The sequence below is a fragment of the Paenibacillus mellifer genome, from assembly GCF_023195895.1.
Taxonomy (GTDB): Bacteria; Bacillota; Bacilli; order Paenibacillales; family Paenibacillaceae; genus Fontibacillus; species Fontibacillus mellifer.
Map to the genome: position 1 here is coordinate 42,157 of NZ_JALPRK010000018.1, position 18,176 is coordinate 60,332.

General features: G+C 53.2%; 19 protein-coding genes and 1 pseudogene. 5 read left to right on the plus strand and 15 right to left on the minus strand.

The annotated features are described in order from the left end of the window. Positions 1-277: 277 nt before the first annotated feature. On the minus strand, positions 278-1,018 hold the full coding sequence (locus tag M0651_RS17340; protein WP_248552988.1) for an IclR family transcriptional regulator: 741 nt from the start codon (positions 1,016-1,018) through the stop codon (positions 278-280). Positions 1,019-1,261: 243 nt separating this feature from the next. Here M0651_RS17340 and M0651_RS17345 point away from each other — a divergent pair, with 243 nt between their 5' ends. Continuing rightward, positions 1,262-2,293, plus strand: coding sequence for an alpha/beta hydrolase (locus M0651_RS17345; protein WP_248552989.1), 1,032 nt, complete (start codon positions 1,262-1,264; stop codon positions 2,291-2,293). A gap of 68 nt (positions 2,294-2,361) precedes the next feature. Continuing rightward, positions 2,362-3,624, plus strand: a complete 1,263-nt coding sequence (locus M0651_RS17350) for a Fe-Mn family superoxide dismutase (protein WP_248552990.1) — start codon at positions 2,362-2,364, stop codon at positions 3,622-3,624. Positions 3,625-3,706: 82 nt separating this feature from the next. Here M0651_RS17350 and M0651_RS17355 read toward each other — a convergent pair whose 3' ends face one another. The 8 genes and pseudogenes from M0651_RS17355 to M0651_RS17390 form a co-directional block, all read right to left on the minus strand. Then, positions 3,707-4,555 carry a hypothetical protein gene (locus M0651_RS17355; protein WP_248552991.1) on the minus strand — a complete coding sequence of 283 codons (849 nt, stop codon included), beginning with the start codon at positions 4,553-4,555 and terminating at the stop codon, positions 3,707-3,709. A gap of 393 nt (positions 4,556-4,948) precedes the next feature. Continuing rightward, positions 4,949-5,542 (minus strand): GTP cyclohydrolase I FolE, encoded by a 594-nt coding sequence (folE, locus tag M0651_RS17360; RefSeq protein ID WP_248552992.1) that lies wholly within the window; start codon positions 5,540-5,542, stop codon positions 4,949-4,951. Between the two features lie 45 nt (positions 5,543-5,587). After that, positions 5,588-5,830 carry a YneF family protein gene (locus M0651_RS17365; protein ID WP_155607230.1) on the minus strand — a complete coding sequence of 81 codons (243 nt, stop codon included), beginning with the start codon at positions 5,828-5,830 and terminating at the stop codon, positions 5,588-5,590. Positions 5,831-5,926: 96 nt separating this feature from the next. Next, positions 5,927-6,961, minus strand: coding sequence for an HD-GYP domain-containing protein (locus M0651_RS17370; RefSeq protein ID WP_248552993.1), 1,035 nt, complete (start codon positions 6,959-6,961; stop codon positions 5,927-5,929). A gap of 42 nt (positions 6,962-7,003) precedes the next feature. Further along, a pseudogene (queG, locus tag M0651_RS17375) lies at positions 7,004-8,170 on the minus strand (tRNA epoxyqueuosine(34) reductase QueG); the annotation flags it as partial. 47 nt (positions 8,171-8,217) lie between these two features. Next, positions 8,218-8,658, minus strand: a complete 441-nt coding sequence (rnhA, locus tag M0651_RS17380; RefSeq protein ID WP_248552994.1) for a ribonuclease HI — start codon at positions 8,656-8,658, stop codon at positions 8,218-8,220. A gap of 24 nt (positions 8,659-8,682) precedes the next feature. After that, positions 8,683-9,279 (minus strand): signal peptidase I, encoded by a 597-nt coding sequence (gene lepB, locus M0651_RS17385; RefSeq protein WP_372490989.1) that lies wholly within the window; start codon positions 9,277-9,279, stop codon positions 8,683-8,685. A 116-nt stretch (positions 9,280-9,395) separates the two neighbouring features. Continuing rightward, complete coding sequence (locus tag M0651_RS17390) at positions 9,396-9,839, minus strand: GNAT family N-acetyltransferase (protein WP_155607234.1); 444 nt, start codon at positions 9,837-9,839, stop codon at positions 9,396-9,398. 356 nt (positions 9,840-10,195) lie between these two features. On the opposite strand from M0651_RS17390, the gene M0651_RS17395 reads away from it, so the two are divergent. Both M0651_RS17395 and M0651_RS17400 read left to right on the plus strand, forming a co-directional pair. Then, positions 10,196-10,810: a superoxide dismutase gene (locus M0651_RS17395; RefSeq protein WP_248552996.1), complete on the plus strand. Its 615-nt coding sequence runs from the start codon at positions 10,196-10,198 to the stop codon at positions 10,808-10,810. A gap of 35 nt (positions 10,811-10,845) precedes the next feature. Further along, on the plus strand, positions 10,846-11,058 hold the full coding sequence (locus M0651_RS17400; RefSeq protein ID WP_248552997.1) for a hypothetical protein: 213 nt from the start codon (positions 10,846-10,848) through the stop codon (positions 11,056-11,058). 678 nt (positions 11,059-11,736) lie between these two features. Here M0651_RS17400 and mutY read toward each other — a convergent pair. Both mutY and acpS read right to left on the minus strand, forming a co-directional pair. Then, on the minus strand, positions 11,737-12,921 hold the full coding sequence (mutY, locus tag M0651_RS17405) for an A/G-specific adenine glycosylase (RefSeq protein ID WP_248552998.1): 1,185 nt from the start codon (positions 12,919-12,921) through the stop codon (positions 11,737-11,739). Between the two features lie 12 nt (positions 12,922-12,933). After that, complete coding sequence (gene acpS, locus M0651_RS17410; protein ID WP_248552999.1) at positions 12,934-13,341, minus strand: holo-ACP synthase; 408 nt, start codon at positions 13,339-13,341, stop codon at positions 12,934-12,936. A 213-nt stretch (positions 13,342-13,554) separates the two neighbouring features. Here acpS and M0651_RS17415 point away from each other — a divergent pair, with 213 nt between their 5' ends. Then, the gene (locus tag M0651_RS17415) at positions 13,555-14,460 is read left to right on the plus strand and encodes an AraC family transcriptional regulator (RefSeq protein ID WP_248553000.1); all 906 of its coding nucleotides are present in this window, start codon (positions 13,555-13,557) and stop codon (positions 14,458-14,460) included. 100 nt (positions 14,461-14,560) lie between these two features. Here M0651_RS17415 and M0651_RS17420 read toward each other — a convergent pair whose 3' ends face one another. From M0651_RS17420 to M0651_RS17435, 4 genes are read right to left on the minus strand one after another with little or no spacing between them, the layout of a single operon-like run. Then, on the minus strand, positions 14,561-15,760 hold the full coding sequence (locus M0651_RS17420) for an ABC transporter permease (protein WP_248553001.1): 1,200 nt from the start codon (positions 15,758-15,760) through the stop codon (positions 14,561-14,563). Continuing rightward, positions 15,757-16,446, minus strand: a complete 690-nt coding sequence (locus tag M0651_RS17425; protein ID WP_248553002.1) for an ABC transporter ATP-binding protein — start codon at positions 16,444-16,446, stop codon at positions 15,757-15,759. Before M0651_RS17425 ends, M0651_RS17420 begins: the two co-directional genes overlap by 4 nt. Beyond that, positions 16,443-17,510, minus strand: coding sequence for an efflux RND transporter periplasmic adaptor subunit (locus M0651_RS17430; protein WP_248553003.1), 1,068 nt, complete (start codon positions 17,508-17,510; stop codon positions 16,443-16,445). The genes M0651_RS17425 and M0651_RS17430 overlap by 4 nt, the downstream gene beginning before the upstream one ends. Positions 17,511-17,540: 30 nt before the next feature. Next, positions 17,541-18,176 (minus strand): Yip1 family protein, encoded by a 636-nt coding sequence (locus tag M0651_RS17435; RefSeq protein ID WP_248553004.1) that lies wholly within the window; start codon positions 18,174-18,176, stop codon positions 17,541-17,543.

An 18,176-nucleotide genomic window follows, 5' to 3' on the forward strand; every position in this document is an offset into this window, starting at 1 on the left:
CATTTTGTGCAGGATTTGGGTGTGAAACGGGCCTGTGGAGGTGAAATGTTGCATTTCCTGCATCATTTCCACCCCCAAACTGTCCTGCGGGGCCGAAATGTTGCATTTTGTGCAGCATTTTGGGGAGTATGCGAAGGAATCGGCTGAAATTGTTGCACAAACTGCAACATTCTTGCCGGTATCCCATGTTAGGCCAGCAAAGAAAATAATCGGCTCGGTATAAAACCTGGCCGATTATTTTTTCAATCAAGGGTACTTCTTAATCCCTTGACGCGGGCTACATCATCAAGCCCATCTCCCGGGCCGCCTCCACCAGGATCGGCCCGTACTCCTCCAGCCGCTGCAACGTCAAGCGGCTGACCGGCCCCGACACAGACAGGGCAGCGGCGAGCTTCCCCGTCCGGTCGAAGATCGGCGCGGAGACGGCGGACGCCCCCGGCTCCCGCTCCTCGTAGCTGGTGGCATATCCGTGTCCACGGATCTCCTCCAGCTGCGCCACATAGGCCGCCCGGTCCACCGCCGGCGGCCAATCCGGGCTGTCCAGCACCGCCTGGAGCACCTCGTCGCCCGAGTAGGCGACGAGAACCTTGCTGGACGCGCCCACGTACAGCGGCAGTCGCGCACCGACCGGCGCGACCCGGCGGATCGCCTGGTTGCTCTGCACCGCCTGGATCCGCAGCCGCTCGATCCCGTCGCGCAAATACAGGCTAACCGTCTCCCCGAGCCGGTCACGAAGCCGCTCCATCTGCGGCAGCAGCAGCACAGCCGGATCGTCGCTATGGGACATATGCGTCGACAGCTCCCAGACCTTAAGACCAAGGCGGTATTTCTCCGTCGCCGGATCACGAACGACAAAACCTCGCTCCTCCAACGTGGTCAATAAGCGGTGCACTGTGCTTTTATGCAGGCCGATTTCGGCGGCAATTTCCGTCAATCCCAAGTCACTTGCTTTGGTGAAACAACCCAATATATCTAAAGCCCGCTCGACCGCGCGTACCGTCAGCTTTCGGTCTTCCATCCGGCATCTACTCTCCTTATGTTTCACTATATGAAACTCGGTTACATAAATTATATGAGAGAAGCGAATTTCCGTCAATGAAACACCTTCCATTGACATTAATAAGGGATCGACTTACGATTAAATTCAGGAGAATCGTGTTATTTCGACATTTTCTCCAGTTCACCTTCCAATAAAAGCGTTTTCTTAATGGTAAACAGTCCTGATTTACATCATATAATCTAGTAACTGGGAGGGGAGCACATGAGTCAAACTGGCCCAAATGACCTTCCCTTGCCTTCTTCGGCTTACGTTACCGGCGATGTTCCCGTGGCTGCCGCCCGGCGCATCAGCATAAAGAATATCCTCGTAGCCCTCTTGTTGTCCGTGCTGTTTTTCCTGATTTTTTGCTTCGTCTCGCTGCACGGCTACATCGCCTGGGTGTTGTCCAACCCAACGGTGGCACCGCTTTATTCTAATCCGAAGTTGTCCATCAACCTCGAATACGAGAACATCGCTTTTCCCGCGGCCGACGGGAGCCGAATCATGCAAGGGTGGTATATTCCTGCGGAAGATTCCGTCAAAACCATCGTATTTAGCCATGGGTATGGGGCCAATCGTGAGGAATCCTGGATTCCGATGTATGATCTGGCTAATTTCGCCCATCGACTGAACTTTAATGTCCTGATGTTTGATTACGGCTTTGCCGCGCAAAACAGTAAAGAGGTCGCCACCGGCGGTAAAAAGGAAGCCCAGCAACTGCTCGGAGCGATCCAGGTTGCCAAGCAACGGGGCGGCCAGGAAATCATCGTGTGGGGTTTCTCCATGGGAGCCGGGACCGCCTTACAAGCCGCTTTGAAAAGTCCGGACATCGACGGCATGATCCTCGACAGTACGTTCTTGCTTGAGCCGGATACGATGTACCATAACATCCGTCAGCATATCGGGCTACCCCGACATCCGTCGCTGGAGATCATCGGTATGCTGCTGCCGGTGCTGAACGGAACCAGCCTGCGACAAATTCCATACGCCCAGGTTAAATCGGAGGATTATCCTTTTCCAACTCTGTTCATTCACGGTACTAAGGATGAAAAAGCGCCCTACCCTATCGCGGAGAAACTTGCGGCGAACCAAACCAATCCCGATTCCGGCGTTTGGATCGTGGACGGCGCCCATCATGAATTAATTTTCCGGGAGCATCCGAAGGAGTATTTACGCAAAGTGTCGCTGTTCCTCGGCAAAATCAAGCTGGCATCCCAAAATACCAACGTACAAACCGGGTCCGTATCTGAATAGCATAAGCCAACCCTCCTCGCCAATAAGTTAGTAGTAATGTACTTCTTATTCTTGAGGAGGTAGGCCGAATGTTGTTCGTTTACGGGCCTTTTTTGCCTGTGCGTATTTTGGAGGAAATCCGTTTCTGGAAGCAGCAGGAAGCGGAGCATACGGAGGTGATCCAAGCCATTGTTCCCGGCCTGGAGGCCAATTACGTTCAGCTGCTTGAGGAATGGAAACCGATCTTTGCGGCGACGGAGGCCGCTGCCGACAAGCTGCTGCAATACGCTTTGACAACCCCCTCAGCGACCTCGAGTCCGGAGGTGATTCGTCAGACGGAACGGCTTCTCCAGGCGTCATTCAAGCAATCCCGAGAGTTTATCCGCAACCTCGAAGTCATGCTGCAGCACAGCGCTGCCGTTAAATCGGTGCCGCTGGCCCCAGTCGTACTGCTGCATATCATTCGTGAATCGGCGTATTTCCTCGAGGTCCTCGAGCGGTTGAACCGGCCAGGGGAAATTGCCGGTAACATGGCCGGGGCGACACCCTCCCCTTATCCTTATCCCCCTGCTGCGCCCCTCCCAGCATCGCTAAACAGAGAGGACACCTCCGATACCACCGTGGAGAACCTGGAAGGCGAAGCCGTGCAGGAAGAGGCAACGCTTCGTCAAGAACCGGCTGCTACGGACAACGCTGTGGAAGCCGAAGCACGTGTGCCGGAGCGTCCTGTCCCTATCGGCGGTCATACGCTTCCCCCTTTGCCCTACCCATATAACGCATTGGAGCCACACATCGACGAGCAGACGATGCGGATCCACCACGACAAGCACCATAAGACGTACGTCGATAATTTGAACAAAGCGGAGCTGAAGCTGCGGGATGCCCGCAAATCCGGCAATTTCGATTTAGTGAAACATTGGGAGCGAGAACTGGCCTTTAACGGCGCGGGGCATTATCTTCATACGATTTTCTGGGATGTCATGAATCCAAAGGGCGGAGGCAAACCAGAAGGTGAACTGCTAGAGCAGATCAAACGCGACTTCGGCAGCTACGACGCTTTCCATAAACAGTTCTCCGAAGCGGCCGCAAAGGTGGAAGGCGGCGGTTGGGCCATTCTCGTGTGGAGCCCACGCGCCCACCGGCTGGAGATCCTCACGGCGGAGAAACACCAGAATCTATCGCAATGGGACGTTGTCCCGCTGCTACCGCTTGACGTATGGGAGCACGCCTATTATCTGAAGCATCAGAACGTGCGCGCCGACTACATCAAAGCTTGGTGGAACGTTGTCTATTGGCCGGCCGTCGCCAAGCGGTTCGAGGACGCAAGAAAATTAAAATGGCAGCCGTTTTAACGGCTGCCATTTTGTTCACACTATTCACTTTCATTTACTCAATTTGAAGAGGATAAGAGTTAATAACAAAATAATAATAGTGTTATTTAATTGTTGGATAAGAAGTTTGCCCCCCAGACACAGAAATATCCGTCGATACATTTGATGGAGTGAATGACCAGGAAACTGCCCAAGGCAAACCTACAGTAATTGAATTTCCATTCGCATTATTGGTCGAGTCAGGCCCCCAATCCAAAATATTGTCCGAAGAGGGGTATTTTAAGCTATGATCTATGTCTATTGTTTCAAGAGACGTAACCGTACTATAAGAAGTTAATTCTACATTATTTCTCAGATAAAGATAATCATACTTGGGATCCTGATCTTCGATTGTGTTTCTTTTCAAAATGTAGTCAGCATTTAATGTAGCCCGTAGTATCGAGTTTCCATTTGCATCATCTCTATATAACGAACTATTGAGATTGTAACCACTAGTAATAATTGTATCTGTGCCATAGCTAAGTATAGATGCGATATCTTCAGCACTATCTTTTCCATATTGTGAAATCTCTTGAAGTACGACAACCTCATAAAGCGCCTTTTTCTTCCCCTCATATGTGTACGACTGAATATTACTAAAAAATTTAGGTTCACCATCTACATATCCGATTAAATTCCAATACTCTTCCTTATCATTAATTACTTCATTCATCTCTTCTTTTGATTCTTTCTCTCTTGCTTGATCTGTTATTCTACTTGGAGTAAATTTTGAGATTTTATTAGAATCCATATTCTCACCAAAAACAAAGACTTCCCGACCATTACTTATGATATTTTGTAGAATATTCATATTGCTTTCTGCTTTTTCCCATGAAATAACTATAGCGTCAAAATTATCTTGCGGAATCTCTTCATTGTAGCTTATTTCATAGTTATTATTAAAGTTATTCATTGCATTATGTTCCGAAACTTTATATTGTACTCTTTTTTCTACTTCATGTATCTGGTCTGTGATAACGATTATCTTTTCCTTGATATTCGTAATATTTGAACCAGCGTATGCACTTGAACTTGAGGTAACAAAAAATAATGCTAAGGAAAATGATACTATAGCTTTTTAGTTTCATTGACTAGGCCTCCTATAATATAATAGGTTCCGGCCAGATCACTTATTGTTATTATATACCAATTATGTTTTCACTATCGATATATTGTTTTTTTAGTCCCTTCCTCCCATTCTTAACCATATCGCTAAATAGGATAATGATACGCAAACCCATCTCAAAACTAAAAAACCTTCAGTTAACGAGGCATAATCCTCGAAACCAAAGGTCTTTTATAAAAACTAATTTTTGATGAGCGACAAAAACTCCGCCCGTGCAGCCGCATCCTTGCGGAAGCTTCCGCGTACGGCCGAGGTTACGGTCTTGCTGCCCGGCTTCTTGACGCCGCGGGCGCACATGCACAGATGCTCGCCTTCGACGACGACCATCACACCTTTCGGCTGCAACACCTCGTCCATGATGTCAGCAATCTGCGAGGTAATCCGCTCCTGCACTTGCAATCGGCGGGTCACCGCTTCAACCAGACGAGCCAGCTTGCTGAGCCCGGCGATCCGGCCGCTCGGAATATAGCCAATATGGGCTTTGCCGAAGAAAGGCGCCATATGATGCTCGCATTGACTATAGTAGACGATGTCTTTGACTATGACGAGTTCCTCGTGATTCTCCTCAAAGGTCACGCCCAGTACTTCACGGGGATCCACTTCATATCCGGCAAAGATCTCCTCATACATCCGGGTCACCCGGGCCGGGGTTTCCAGTAGTCCTTCACGTTCCACGTCTTCCCCGATCAATTTCAGGATTTCCCGAACATGATGTTCAATTTGCTCCCGATTGTCGCCTACTTGCTTATTTACGTAATCTTTCAATCCAGCCATCTTCAGCGCCTCCTCCCTTCACATGAAATATGTGAAACGTTTCTTTTATTTTTTCTTCTTTGTCGGACGGCCCGGTACCGGCGCTTGTCCGCCTTGATTTTTCATCATCTGCTGTGCGCGTTGCATCTGCTTGCTGTTCAGGTTGTACCCCATTTGCTTCGCCATCTTTTGCAGCATCTCCGGATCGCTCTGCATCTTCGTAAGTTGTCTGCGGAGGTAAAAGACCCCGATCGCGAAGCCGCCGACCAGCCCGACGATTAAAGTAATGATTGGAATAACGATATCCATGTTTCAGCCACCCCTGGAATATAATCGTGCAGCCCCTGCTGTAAAGGCCGGCGCACTCCAAATATCATAGCATTCAGCCTGTCGCGATTCAAGGATTCAGGCCAAAACCGCCTCGATAAACAACGTGGTTTCCGTCGCTAGGTCAACCTCGTTCACGTCCAGCTCGTCGCCGGTGCCCCGCACGATCCGAATGACGGGTCGGCCCGGCAATCCCCGGTGTTGTCTTACAACCACCCCGGTCTCTTTCGTTCCGAGACGGACCGAAGTCCCGTTCGGATAAACAGAGATGATGCGCGTAAATTCTACAAGCACCTCGTGATCCAGCTCTTGCTCCGAGCAGGCCATCATGTGCTCACAGGCCTCATGCGGCAACAACACCCGTCCGTCCTTACTTCCGCCGCTGATCAAATTGTCATACATGTTAGCGACTGCAACGATCCGCGGGAACAGATGGATTTCCTCTCCCGCGAGTCCTCGCGGTATACCGTTGCCATCCGGACGCTCATGATGCTGCAGCGCCGTGTGGGCGATCAACAGATTGAATTCACGTTTGTGGCGCAGCAACTCGTATCCCCGCCACGTATGATGATTTTTGGGATCCTCCGGATTGGCCCCCTCTGGAAGCTCCAGCGATTTACCGATATCGTGCAGCAACGCGCCGATGGCCAAATCCTTGAGCTGCGAATATCCCAACCCCAAGTTAAGCCCGATCATCGAAGCGATCAGGCTGACGTTAACCGCATGAAGGTAAGAGGCATTGTCCACCGTCCGGATGTCGGTGAGCTGCAGCAACACTTCCTTATTATTCAACACGTCGGTCAGCAGAGAATCGACGCTGGCGTTGATCTTGCGCGTGCTCCAATCCTTCCCGGAGCGGATCGCCTGCAAGGTTTCGGACATCTCCCGGAACACCGCCTGCTTGGTTGACTCGCTGAGCACATCCTCGATTTCGATATTCTCGTAATCCGGATCCTTAATATATAACATGGTCACGCCAATCCGCTTCAGCGTGTTGATCATGAACACCGTAAGCTGGACCCCTGCCGATAAAAGTACGGTCCCGTTAGCGGAATACACGGTTTTGCCCAAAAATTGCCCCGGTTCGATATCCTCGATACTGATGAAACGCATGATTGTTATCCTCCCTGCCGGATATCAGTCCCCGATAGAAGCCTGCAGCTTCTGCTCGGCGGCCCGAAGCCGAACCCGTACTTCTTCTTCCTGCTCGGCGTCAAGCGCCCGGCCGATCGCTTCTTCGGCCTCCATGCCCCCGATTTGGCTTAATGCCCAAGCTGCGGTTCCCCTTAACTCCGGTCGTGGATCATGAAGCAGTATATCTATTAATTTCGGCACGGAAGCTGAATCTTTGAAGTTACCTAGCGCAATAACCGCATTACGTTGGATTGGTTTCTTGCCTCTCCAGGCTGCGGCGCTGTCACCGAAACGTTCTTTGAATTCGCGATTACTTAAGTCTAGCAGCGGCAGCAGCAGCGGCTTCACCTTCTCAGGGTCCGGCGCCAGCTCCGGCCGATGGTTCCAGGACTTGCCTTTGTTCTTCGGGCAGACGACCTGGCATGTATCACAGCCGTACAGACGGTTACCGATTTTGACCATAAATTCTTCATCCACAAACCCTTTGGTTTGCGTCAAAAAAGAAATGCACCGCTGCGCGTTCAGCTCACCGGGGCCAACTAACGCTCCCGTCGGGCACGCGTCGATGCATTTGGTGCAGTCGCCGCAGTCCTCCGTTACCGGCGAGTCCGGAGGAAACGGCACGTTCGTGATCAGCTCGCCGAGGTAAATCCACGATCCCCACTTCGGAGATATGATCGCGCAGTTTTTGCCCTTGAAGCCGATCCCCGCCCGCTCCGCCACCGCCCGATCCACCAATGCGCCGGTGTCGACCATGCTTTCGATTCGCGCTTCGGGCACGCGCTCGCGGATGAAGCCCTCGAGCTTCTCCATCGCTTCGCGGAGCACCTGATGATAGTCCCGCCCCCAGGCGGAACGTGCCAAAATGCCCCGCCGCTCGCCAGGCGCCGACTTTGGAGGATCCTCCATCTTCGACGGATACGCCACCGCGATCGAGATCAACGAAGCCGGCTGCGCAAGCGACAATTCCGGGTGCACCCGCTTCTCGAGATCCGGCTCCTCGAAGCCGGATTCATAACCTTTGTCGCGCCGGTCCTGTAGAATCGCCTTTAGCGACACAAACGGATCTGCGCTGGCAAATCCGATATCGTCGATGCCGAGCTCCGCGGCCGCTTCCTGGATCTCCCGCTTCAGCCCAGCCCAGCGGCTTTCCCCAGCCGGTAAGCGGGCAAAGCCAGCTTCCGTCATTGGCATCTGTTCCCCCTCCTTGCTGCTCATGTTGCTGTGCTTTATTTTTATGAAGATAAACGTTTAATCGCTTCCCGAGCCAACAGGTCGCAATGATTGTTCAGCTCGTTGTCGCTATGCCCCTTCACTTTCACGTACTCCACCTTATGGATGCCCATGAGCCGCCAAAGCTCTTCCCAAAGGTCGCGATTCTCGACGGGCTGGTTTTTGCTGTTCTTCCATCCGTTCTTCAACCACCCGCGGATCCAATTCTGCTGAAAACAGTTGACCACGTAGGCGGAGTCGCTGTAGACCTTCACCTGGCAGGGCTCCTTCAGATGGCTAAGCGCCGAAATGACCGCCTGAATCTCCATGCGGTTGTTCGTCGTCATTTTCTCGCCGCCGGACAGGTCCTTCCGATGCTCGTTAAACAGCAGCACTGCGCCCCATCCCCCTGGGCCCGGATTCCCGGAACAAGCCCCGTCCGTATAAATCATAACTTCCTTCACGATTCATCCTCCCAAGCATACGGCTTATAAATCACGGATTTTGGCGATCGGCCAAAAGACAAATTCAGCGCGGCCAACGATCCATTTCTCCTTCACGCTGCCGAAATAACGGCTGTCTTTACTCCGTCCGGCATGACGGTTATCGCCCATCACAAAATAATCCCCCGCGCCGAGCTGAACCTCAGACATGTCACCGTCCTCAATCGCCGAGTCGGTGTACGGTTCGTTCTGGGACTCCCCATTTACAATCAGTTGACCGTCCCGTACCTCGACCGTATCACCGGGTACCGCCACGACTCGCTTAACCAGAAACGGTTTCCGGTCGGCATCGACACTGGGATCCTTCAACACGACGACTTCGCCGCGTTTTGGATGGCCAAACCGGTACACAATCTTGTCCACAAACAGCCGCTCCTGCTCCTCCAAGGTGGGTTGCATCGACTGCCCCTTCACCATCGATAAATTAAACACAAATACGTTTAACAGCATCATGATCACGAAGGCGATAACGACTGTCTTCAACATTTCCCATAACTCCGCAGCCCACCGACTCTGCGGTTTGCCGGCGGATCCCTCGAGGTCCGCTTGTGCCTTGCTATCCGAATCCATGACCGGTTCCATCCTGCACCTCATCAAATTTAAACAATCTATATAATAGAAAAGCATATCCTTCACCCATTTGCAATGGATGGAAGATATGCTTCAACATTTCCCAATTTTGATTTGGGAAGTTTTAATCAATTGGATCCCGTCAATGTCCGGGCTGCCGCGATGCCAAGCTTCTGGAATGCCTCCAAAAACTTGCTGGCTCCGTAGCCCATCGCTTCATACAACGGCATGATCGCTTTATTATGTTCGTCTCCGGCGACCATAATCCGACGGACATTCCGCTGCTGGAACCGTTGTTCCATCGCGGATACAAGGCTGCGGCCAACGCCGCGTCGGCGGTACTCAGGGTGTACGGCCATGCGATAAATGCATCCCGTATTCTGATCGATCGTGCCGATCAGCACTCCTTTGATCTCTTCCTCGACTTCCGCAACCATAATCAGTTCGGAATCCCAAGAAAGTTGTCTGGCAAACGCGCACTTGGTATCTTCGTAGCAATCTTCCGATAAGGCCACCTGCAATAGCTCCATCACTTGATTTACATCACTCAACTGAAAGGAACGAATACGCATGCTATGATCTCCCTTTTCTTCACGCAAGATAGGCCGATGTAAAAAGAACCCCCCTGTTTTACATCAACCGAATATTTGATTCCAGACAAAAAACGAGAAAAAAACTCTTTCCTTGTCCATTAAACCATAGATATCCCCCAAATACATCAATTTTCTTCTGAAAGCGCTTTATATTAAGCGTTTACAATTATGAACTTTCGCAAAACGTCCTTAAACGTCTCACAGTTATGCATATATTTTTATGCGTTACCAATAATAGGATTGTTATGCGGATGTTAAGAGAGTGAATGTTCCTGCTTACTTTTACACCCGAATGACGAAGCTTGATCCAAATTAAACGGGAGGTAAGATCGACCATGGCACATGAATTGCCTGCGTTGCCTTATCCGGCAAACGCGTTGGAACCTCATATTGATGAACAAACCATGAATATCCACCATGACCGGCACCATAATACCTATGTAACCAACCTGAACGCAGCCCTGGAAAGTGCGCCAGACCTTCAGAGCAAAAGCGTCGAGGAGCTCATCTCCAACCTGGATGCCGTTCCGGAAAATATCCGTATGGCCGTCCGCAACAACGGCGGCGGCCATGCCAACCATAGCTTGTTCTGGAAGGTCATCGGCCCCGGCGGCGGCGGAGCGCCAACCGGTGCAGTCGCAAGTGCGATCGACAGCGATCTGGGCGGCTTCGATAAGTTCAAAGAGGATTTCACCAAAGCGGCGACAACCCGGTTTGGCAGCGGCTGGGCCTGGCTTGTTGTTGGCAAAGACGGCAAGCTAGCCGTCACCAGCACGCCAAACCAGGACAACCCGCTCTCCGAAGGCTTGACGCCGATTCTCGGCCTCGACGTGTGGGAGCACGCGTATTACTTGAAATACCAAAACAAACGGCCGGATTACATCGCGGCGTTCTGGAACGTAATTAACTGGGACGAAGTGAACCGTCTTTACGAAGCTTCGAAGAAATAACGCCGAGTTCATTACTTACTAAGGAGGGTACATCTATGGCAAAGCAAAAGCGTAAATTGACGAATGACCCGGAGGAGCTCCTCGCCGCCAAACACGCTGAGGACGCGCATAAGCAGCAATTCACGAACTTCGCCCACAGCGTAACCGGCAGCGGGGCAACCCCCGACCTCGGTAAAGTCGAGGGCGAGGAGCACCGCGAGCCAGATACGCAAAACCATATGAAATCCGTGGAGAACCGGATGATGTAATTGGCATCTGCGCCGGGGCTCCAGGTACGGCAAAAAGGGAAGGCGTGGTAGACGCCTTCCCTTTTTGCTGTTGCGGGCGGATAGCGGGAATTAAGACCGCTATTGGGGTACATTACGTCCCAAATGGACTTTGATGCTGAACACAAGAACACCCTGACAAGTTGCTGTCCTTGGTTCCTTTATCGCTCCACCCAAACTTCTACAACTGCACTTCGCACCATTCCAGCACCGTGCTTCACACCTGCCAGCCGCCGACGGACTGCCCCTTACCTCTAATTAGTCACTCGCCCTTGTTACTCATTGAACCGGCTTCTGCTGTCGACTGAATAACGACAATAAGTACCGCTATCCGAGTCCGGGGATGCGCTTCATTGCAAATAGCGGTAAATGATGGCTCTATTGGGCCGAATTACAGCTCCAAGTGGCGCCGAGGCCCGAAATAAGGTTACAATTTACCGCTATTTGGCCAAGTCATGTCCCAAATGAGCTCCTGTGCTGAATATAAGAACACTTTATAATGCTAAGTGACCCAAAACTGGGATTTTGGGCCAAATAAGGTGATGTTATAACGTTATATTGCAACTGCACAAGCAAGCCACACAACCTCTAATTAGTCACTCGCCCTTATTACAAGTTGCTGTCTAGATCCATTTATCGCTTCCTGCCGACTTTACTCCTTTACGAGCCAAAATATCCGTTCAGAATGCGCAGGAACACATTTGGGAACGCCAGGTTGTCCATGTCCTCCCGAGTGATCCACCTGTACTCGGAGGTTGTGTCTTCGCCGCCCGCCGCGTCATACGCCGCGGCGGTCTCGGCCACAGCCGCGGGGCTGACGCCCCCGCCGGCCGGCGCCTGCATTGGAATCTCCGCGTCAAAGCGAAAGACGCGGAGATTCCAATGAATGTGGCTGAACGTGTGCTCCGCGTTCAGCAGCGCCCCGCCCGGCCGGGCGGGCACCCCGGCGGCGGCCAACGCCGTCGCCAGCCGGTCCATCGCCGGGCCGTCGGGCAAACCGGCGCCTTCGCCCGGCACGGCGTCGGCGGGGATATGGGGCAGCTCCCACATCCGTGCGAGCAGCCCCGTGTCCGGCCGCCGGCGCACGAGCACGCGGCCGGCCAATGCCCCGCCGCCTTCGACGAGGGCGGTGAGCCGGTACTCCGGCCGCGGCGGCTTCGCCTTGCTCTTGATCGGCAGGCGCTCTTCCGCGCCTTCGAGCCGGCCGGCACAGCGGGCCATCACCGGGCAAGTCAGGCATTGCGGCGACTTAGGCGTGCAGACGAGCGCGCCCAACTCCATCAAAGCCTGATTGAAATCGGAGGCCCGCCCTTCCGGGATCAGTTCCGCGGCCAGTTCCTCCATAAGGGTACGCGTCCCAACCTTTGCTACATCTTCCTCGATCAGGAAGTAGCGCGACAGCACCCGCATGACGTTCCCGTCCACCGCCGGCTCCGGGCGGTTAAACGCAATGCTCAGGATGGCCCCCGTTGTATACGGGCCAACCCCCTTCAAGGCGGACACCTCCGCCTTGGTGTTCGGCACGGTCCCGCCGTGCCGCTCCATGACCTGCTTAGCCGCCGCTTGCAAATTGCGGGCCCGCGAATAATAGCCAAGCCCTTCCCAGCATTTCAGCACGTCTTCCTCCGGCGCTGCCGCCAAATCGGCAATCGTCGGGAATCGCTCAATAAACCGATGAAAATACGGGATAACCGTATCCACACGCGTCTGCTGCAACATGATCTCCGATATCCAAATATTATAAGGATCGCGGTGCCTGCGCCAAGGCAGGTCCCGCTTCGACCGCTCGTACCAACCGAGCAGCTCCGTACTGAAAAATATCCGTGTCTCCCTGTTTCCCCGCATACTGCTCTCCTTCTATTCCACGCGTTCCACCACGGCAAAGGCCGAAGCCAACTGCCGCTCATGCGTAATGCTAAGATGTATGGCATATCCGCCGCCCTCAACACGTCCGGCTCCAGGCAGCGCCAACCGTTCCCAAGCTTCCGGCGTCAAAACCACCGATGGTTTCCCGTTCACATCGGGCAAAATCTCCATGTCGGTAAAGCTGAGCACATGACCGATGCCGCAGCCAAACGCCTTGCTGACCGCTTCCTTGGCCGCGAACCGCCCCGCCAGAAATTCCGCCGGACGAGCCGATTGACCCGGCAACTCCAGCTCCGCAGCGGTCAATATCCGCCGCCGAAACCGCTCGCCGATCGCCTTGTTCAACAAGCGCTCCATACGCTGAATTTCGACGATGTCATGTCCGATTCCGAAAATCAAAAGGCAGCCCTTCTTCCTTCTTACTTCTATCGTAGCATCTCGTCCGGGGACAAGCCCGTAAACGACCGCTCCCCCCATTGTATCAGGGAACCCGCAGCGGCGCGAGTCTTGCCAAGGGCCGATCCTATCCCTTTCTACCCAACCGCAAGAATGATCAAGAAGTGCATTCAGCATTCAGTTATACTATAGCCATAGACCGGTCTGGAGGCAGTTATGAACCAAATCCGCATCATTCAACAAAGCATCGAATATATCGAAGCACGGCTGGGCGAGGAGCTTACGTTAGCCGAGGTGGCCAAGGCGATGTTTTATTCCGAATACCATTTCCATCGCACGTTCCTCTATTTTGTCGGGGATACGATGACCTCTTACGTCCGGAAGCGCAGATTATCCCAAGCTGCCGAGCTCCTGACCCATTCTGACTTGAAGGTGCTCGAGATTGCGCTGCATTGCGGCTTCAGCTCCCATGAGGCTTTTACCCGGGCCTTCCGGAAAATGTACGGGATCTTGCCGACGGAATGCCGCCGCCGCGGTTGTCCGCCTTACGTTGTTCCCAGAGCCAACCCGCTTCGAGACTTCGTTGCCCAAATTTCTTACGATTGGGGAGATTATGTCATGCAATACCGTATCGAGCAAGTTCCGTCCATGCGTATCCTGGGATTTTCCCTGCAAACGTCCACCGTCGAAGGAGAGAATCACAAAGACATCCCGGTTTTCTGGCAAAAATACATGCGTGAGCAATGGGGCTCTCGCGTGCCTGGCAAGCTTCACCCTAACGTCGAGCTGGGCGTCTGCACCACCGTAGACGAAGACGGTACGTTCCGTTATATCATCGGCTTTGAAGTCGATGATACGGCTAAGGTTCAAGAAGGCCTAACCGAGTTTCGGATCCCGCCGGCCACCTATGCCATCTTCACCACTCCGCCAGCCGGCGAAGCTGACTTCACCTCATCTATCCAGCAAACCTGGGACGAGATCTTCACCAACTGGTTCCCGTCGTCCGGCTATGAGCAAGTGGCCGCACCCGACTTCGAATGGTACGACGAACGCTGCTGGCCGAAGGAAAACAAACAGATCGACATTTACATCCCGGTCCAGCCGTCCGGGGCGAAGGCCTAAACTGGCGGACCCAACAATCCCAACACCAAAGGCCCGCGTAAATAAACCAACCCGGTTCCTCCATATGGAGAACCGGGTTGTTGTTTTAAAATATTGATGATTACTCGTAACGCAGCGATTCGATCGGGTGCAGCTTCGACGCTTTGTTCGCCGGATACAACCCGAAGAAAATGCCCACCGCAGCCGAAAATCCGAAGGCCAGCAAAATTGCCCAAATCGAGACGACAAACGGCCAACCTGAAATCAAAGCAAACACCCAGGCCGCCAATAAACCCAGCAGCGCGCCAAGCGTCCCGCCAAAGAACGAGAGAATCACCGCTTCAATCATGAACTGTAGCATAATGGTCCCCGGCGTTGCGCCGATCGCTTTGCGGATCCCGATTTCCCGAGTCCGCTCCGTCACGGAGACCAGCATGATATTCATGACCCCGATTCCCCCGACCAGCAGGGAAATCCCGGCGATGGAGCCGATAATCGTCTGCAGAATGGAGAACGTGCTTTTGATCATCTGCTCGGCATCCTTCGCCGATTCCGAGACATAAGCGTCCTTGCTCACGTTCTTCCGATCCGCCAACCAGGATTTGATCGTCTCCACCGTCTCGTCCATTCTCTCCGGCGTAGTGGGCAGGACCTCGATCATACCCAATCGATCACTTGGCCCTTCCCCGTCCGTAGGCATGGCGGTAATAGGTGCGTAAGCGGTATAACGCTCTCCGCCCATCCCGCTCATGAGGCTCTCCTGTACCTTATATACCCCAACAATCCGGAACAGCCCCCCGGATAACTGGATTTTCCGGCCGATTGCCCCTTGTGCAGACCCAAACACTTTATCTGCATATTTAGCCTCGACCACAATGGTCTTTTGACGCGCCCGTTCCTCCTGAGAGTTAAAGAAGCGTCCAGCCACCATATCGATCTTTTGCAGCTTCGGCGATTCCGAGGTCGTCCCGGTCACGCTGAATTGCAAATCATCCTTCTTAAATTTGCTCGTCATGCCGTAGGTCGACGAAGCAGATACGTAACGCACTCCCGGAAGCTTACGGATTTCAGCCAATTCCCGCTGCCGGAAATAGGCGTTGTCATCGGGCTCTCCGTTGTTATAGTTCGGATAAATCAAGAAATATCCATCTTCATAGTTCGACATTTCGGACATAATCGAGCTTTGGCCGGCTTGCCCGATGGACACGACCGTAACCACTGCAGCGACACCAAAGACGATGCCGATCATCGTCAAGAAGGAACGCAGCTTATTCATTCGGAGATTGTCCAGGGCAACGAGGATACTCTCCCAAATGCTCATAGGCTAACACTTCCTTTACGCTTGTCGCTTAAGATCCGGCCGTCCCCAAACGTAATAATCCGGTCGGCATGCTCGGCGATATCCGGCTCGTGGGTCACGAGCACGATCGTCGTGCCATCGGCATGAATTTCTTTGAACAACTCCATGATTTCATAGGATGATTTCGTATCCAGGTTCCCGGTTGGCTCGTCGGCCAATAGAATCGGTGCGTTCATCGTCAGCGCCCGGGCGATCGCCACCCGCTGCTTCTGCCCGCCGGAAAGCTCATTCGGACGATGCTTAACCCGTTCGGCTAGTCCAACCCTGCCCAACAGCTCGAGCGCCCGTTCGTTCCGCTTCTCCCGGGAGATGCCGGCATACATCATCGGCAGTGTGACGTTCTGCAGGACGGTTTGCCTTCCCAGCAGATTAAAGCTCTGGAACACAAAACCGATCTTGCGGTTTCGCACCCGGGACAGCTCCTCCTCGCTCAGGGACTGCACCGGATCTCCATCCAGCTCATAACTGCCGGCGGTCGGGATGTCCAGGCAGCCGATAATGTTCATCAGCGTCGACTTGCCGGAGCCCGACGAGCCCATGATGGCTACGAACTCGCCTTTTTCGATATGCAAGTCAAGCGGCATCAGAGCCTGCACCTCGAGAGGGCCGTTTTTGTAGACTTTAGTAATGCCTTCTAGCGTAATCATCGAACCTTCACCTTAGCGCCATCCTGCAGTTTGTCGCCGCCTTCCACTACGACGAGATCCCCCGCGGCCGCTCCCGTGACCAGCTCGATTTGGTCTTCGCCTTCCTTGCCCGTGGTAACAAGCGATTTAACGGCAACCCCGTCCTGGACCTTAAAGACGTAAGCCTGCTCACCGTCGTATTGAACCGCGTCGATCGGTGCGAGCAACCGCTCCTTGTCGGGGATCTCCATTTCCACCGTCACGTTATAACCCGGCCGAAGCTCCGGAGATACCTGATCCAGGGTAACCTTCATCTCTACGGATGTATCCTTGGATGTCGGATCGGACAGCCCCGCCGTTGGAGCGAGATAGGAGATGGTGCCATCATAACTGTCGGCGAAGGCCTCGCCGGTAACGACGGTCTTCATCCCTTGCGCCGCCTTCCCTGCATCCAGCTCGTTCAGGTATGCCGTAACCTTCAGACTGCTCACATCGGCGATCTTCGCGATTTCCCCGCCTTCGGCAAGCATCTGTCCCGCGTTTACCGTTAGTGAGGTAACCACACCGTCCGCCGGAGCCAGCACCTGCTGGTTAGCGAGCTGCTTCTCCAGGGATTCGATCGTCAGTTGACTGGAGCGAATACGTAAGTCATAGGCGGTGAGGTCCAGCTCCTTCGGCTCCTGGTCAGGGTTATCGGTAAACGCCTGCTTGAAGCTTTCAAAATGTTGCTTCTTGGCCGCCAGCCGCTCCGCTTCGGTCAATTGCAGATTAATTTGCTCCTTCTCTAGCTGCTCCTTGACCTGCTCCATACTTAGCGTTAATAGAACCTGTCCTTTTTTAACCGTATCGCCTTGCTTGACCTTCAACGCTCCTACTACGCCGCTTGCCGGCGCATATACTGCCATTGTCTGACCCGGCTCCAGCTTGCCGTTCGTAAAAATCTGCTCGACGATCTTCCCCATCGTTACTTCTGCGGTCTTCACCTCGGCCGCCCGATTGAGCCCCACCATATTGGTGATCACCAACACGATGACGGCCAATCCGACGACGGCACCCCAAAACCATTTCTTCTTGAACAAGTCCATCACCTATCCTATTTATGTATAATAGCGGACTTAACTCAGCAGCAGAGAGCCCAGCGAAATCACGAGCCAAGCTGCAATAATCCAGGTGGCCACCGTTTTGCGCGGCCGATTCATGATTACCGAGGAGCCGATGATATACAGCACAAGGCTCCAAATGGAGAACGGATTGATCAAGGATAATAATTGATACATTTGACTGGACTTATCTGTGACAAACGCCCCCAAGCTAAGTGAAACGTCCGTTTGCGATTGAACGTCCATCGTCATGATCATGATCCCCGTGATCAAGCTGCCCACGATGCCCGGCAGAGCTGCAAATGCGGCGATGGATACAAACTGCATGTATTTGCCTTCCCCACGAACCACCAGATTCAACAGCATCAGCAGCAATCCCGTTACAAACAACATGATCACCGGCACGATCGCGCCCATGACGTATGCCGTCGTTTTGGCCGTGGCCATAAATGTTTGCTGCATCCCCGCGTCGATTTGCTGGTTCTGGAACTGCCGTTGAAACTCCTTCTCCAGCGTCGGCATCTGCATGTAGATCACCACGATGGAAACCACCAGCAGCACCGCAAGCGCGAACAACCAAGCCGTCTTGCTCTCCCGCACCCGCTTAAACGTTTCCTCCGGTGCCGTAAAAATCGTCAATACGTTCTTCAA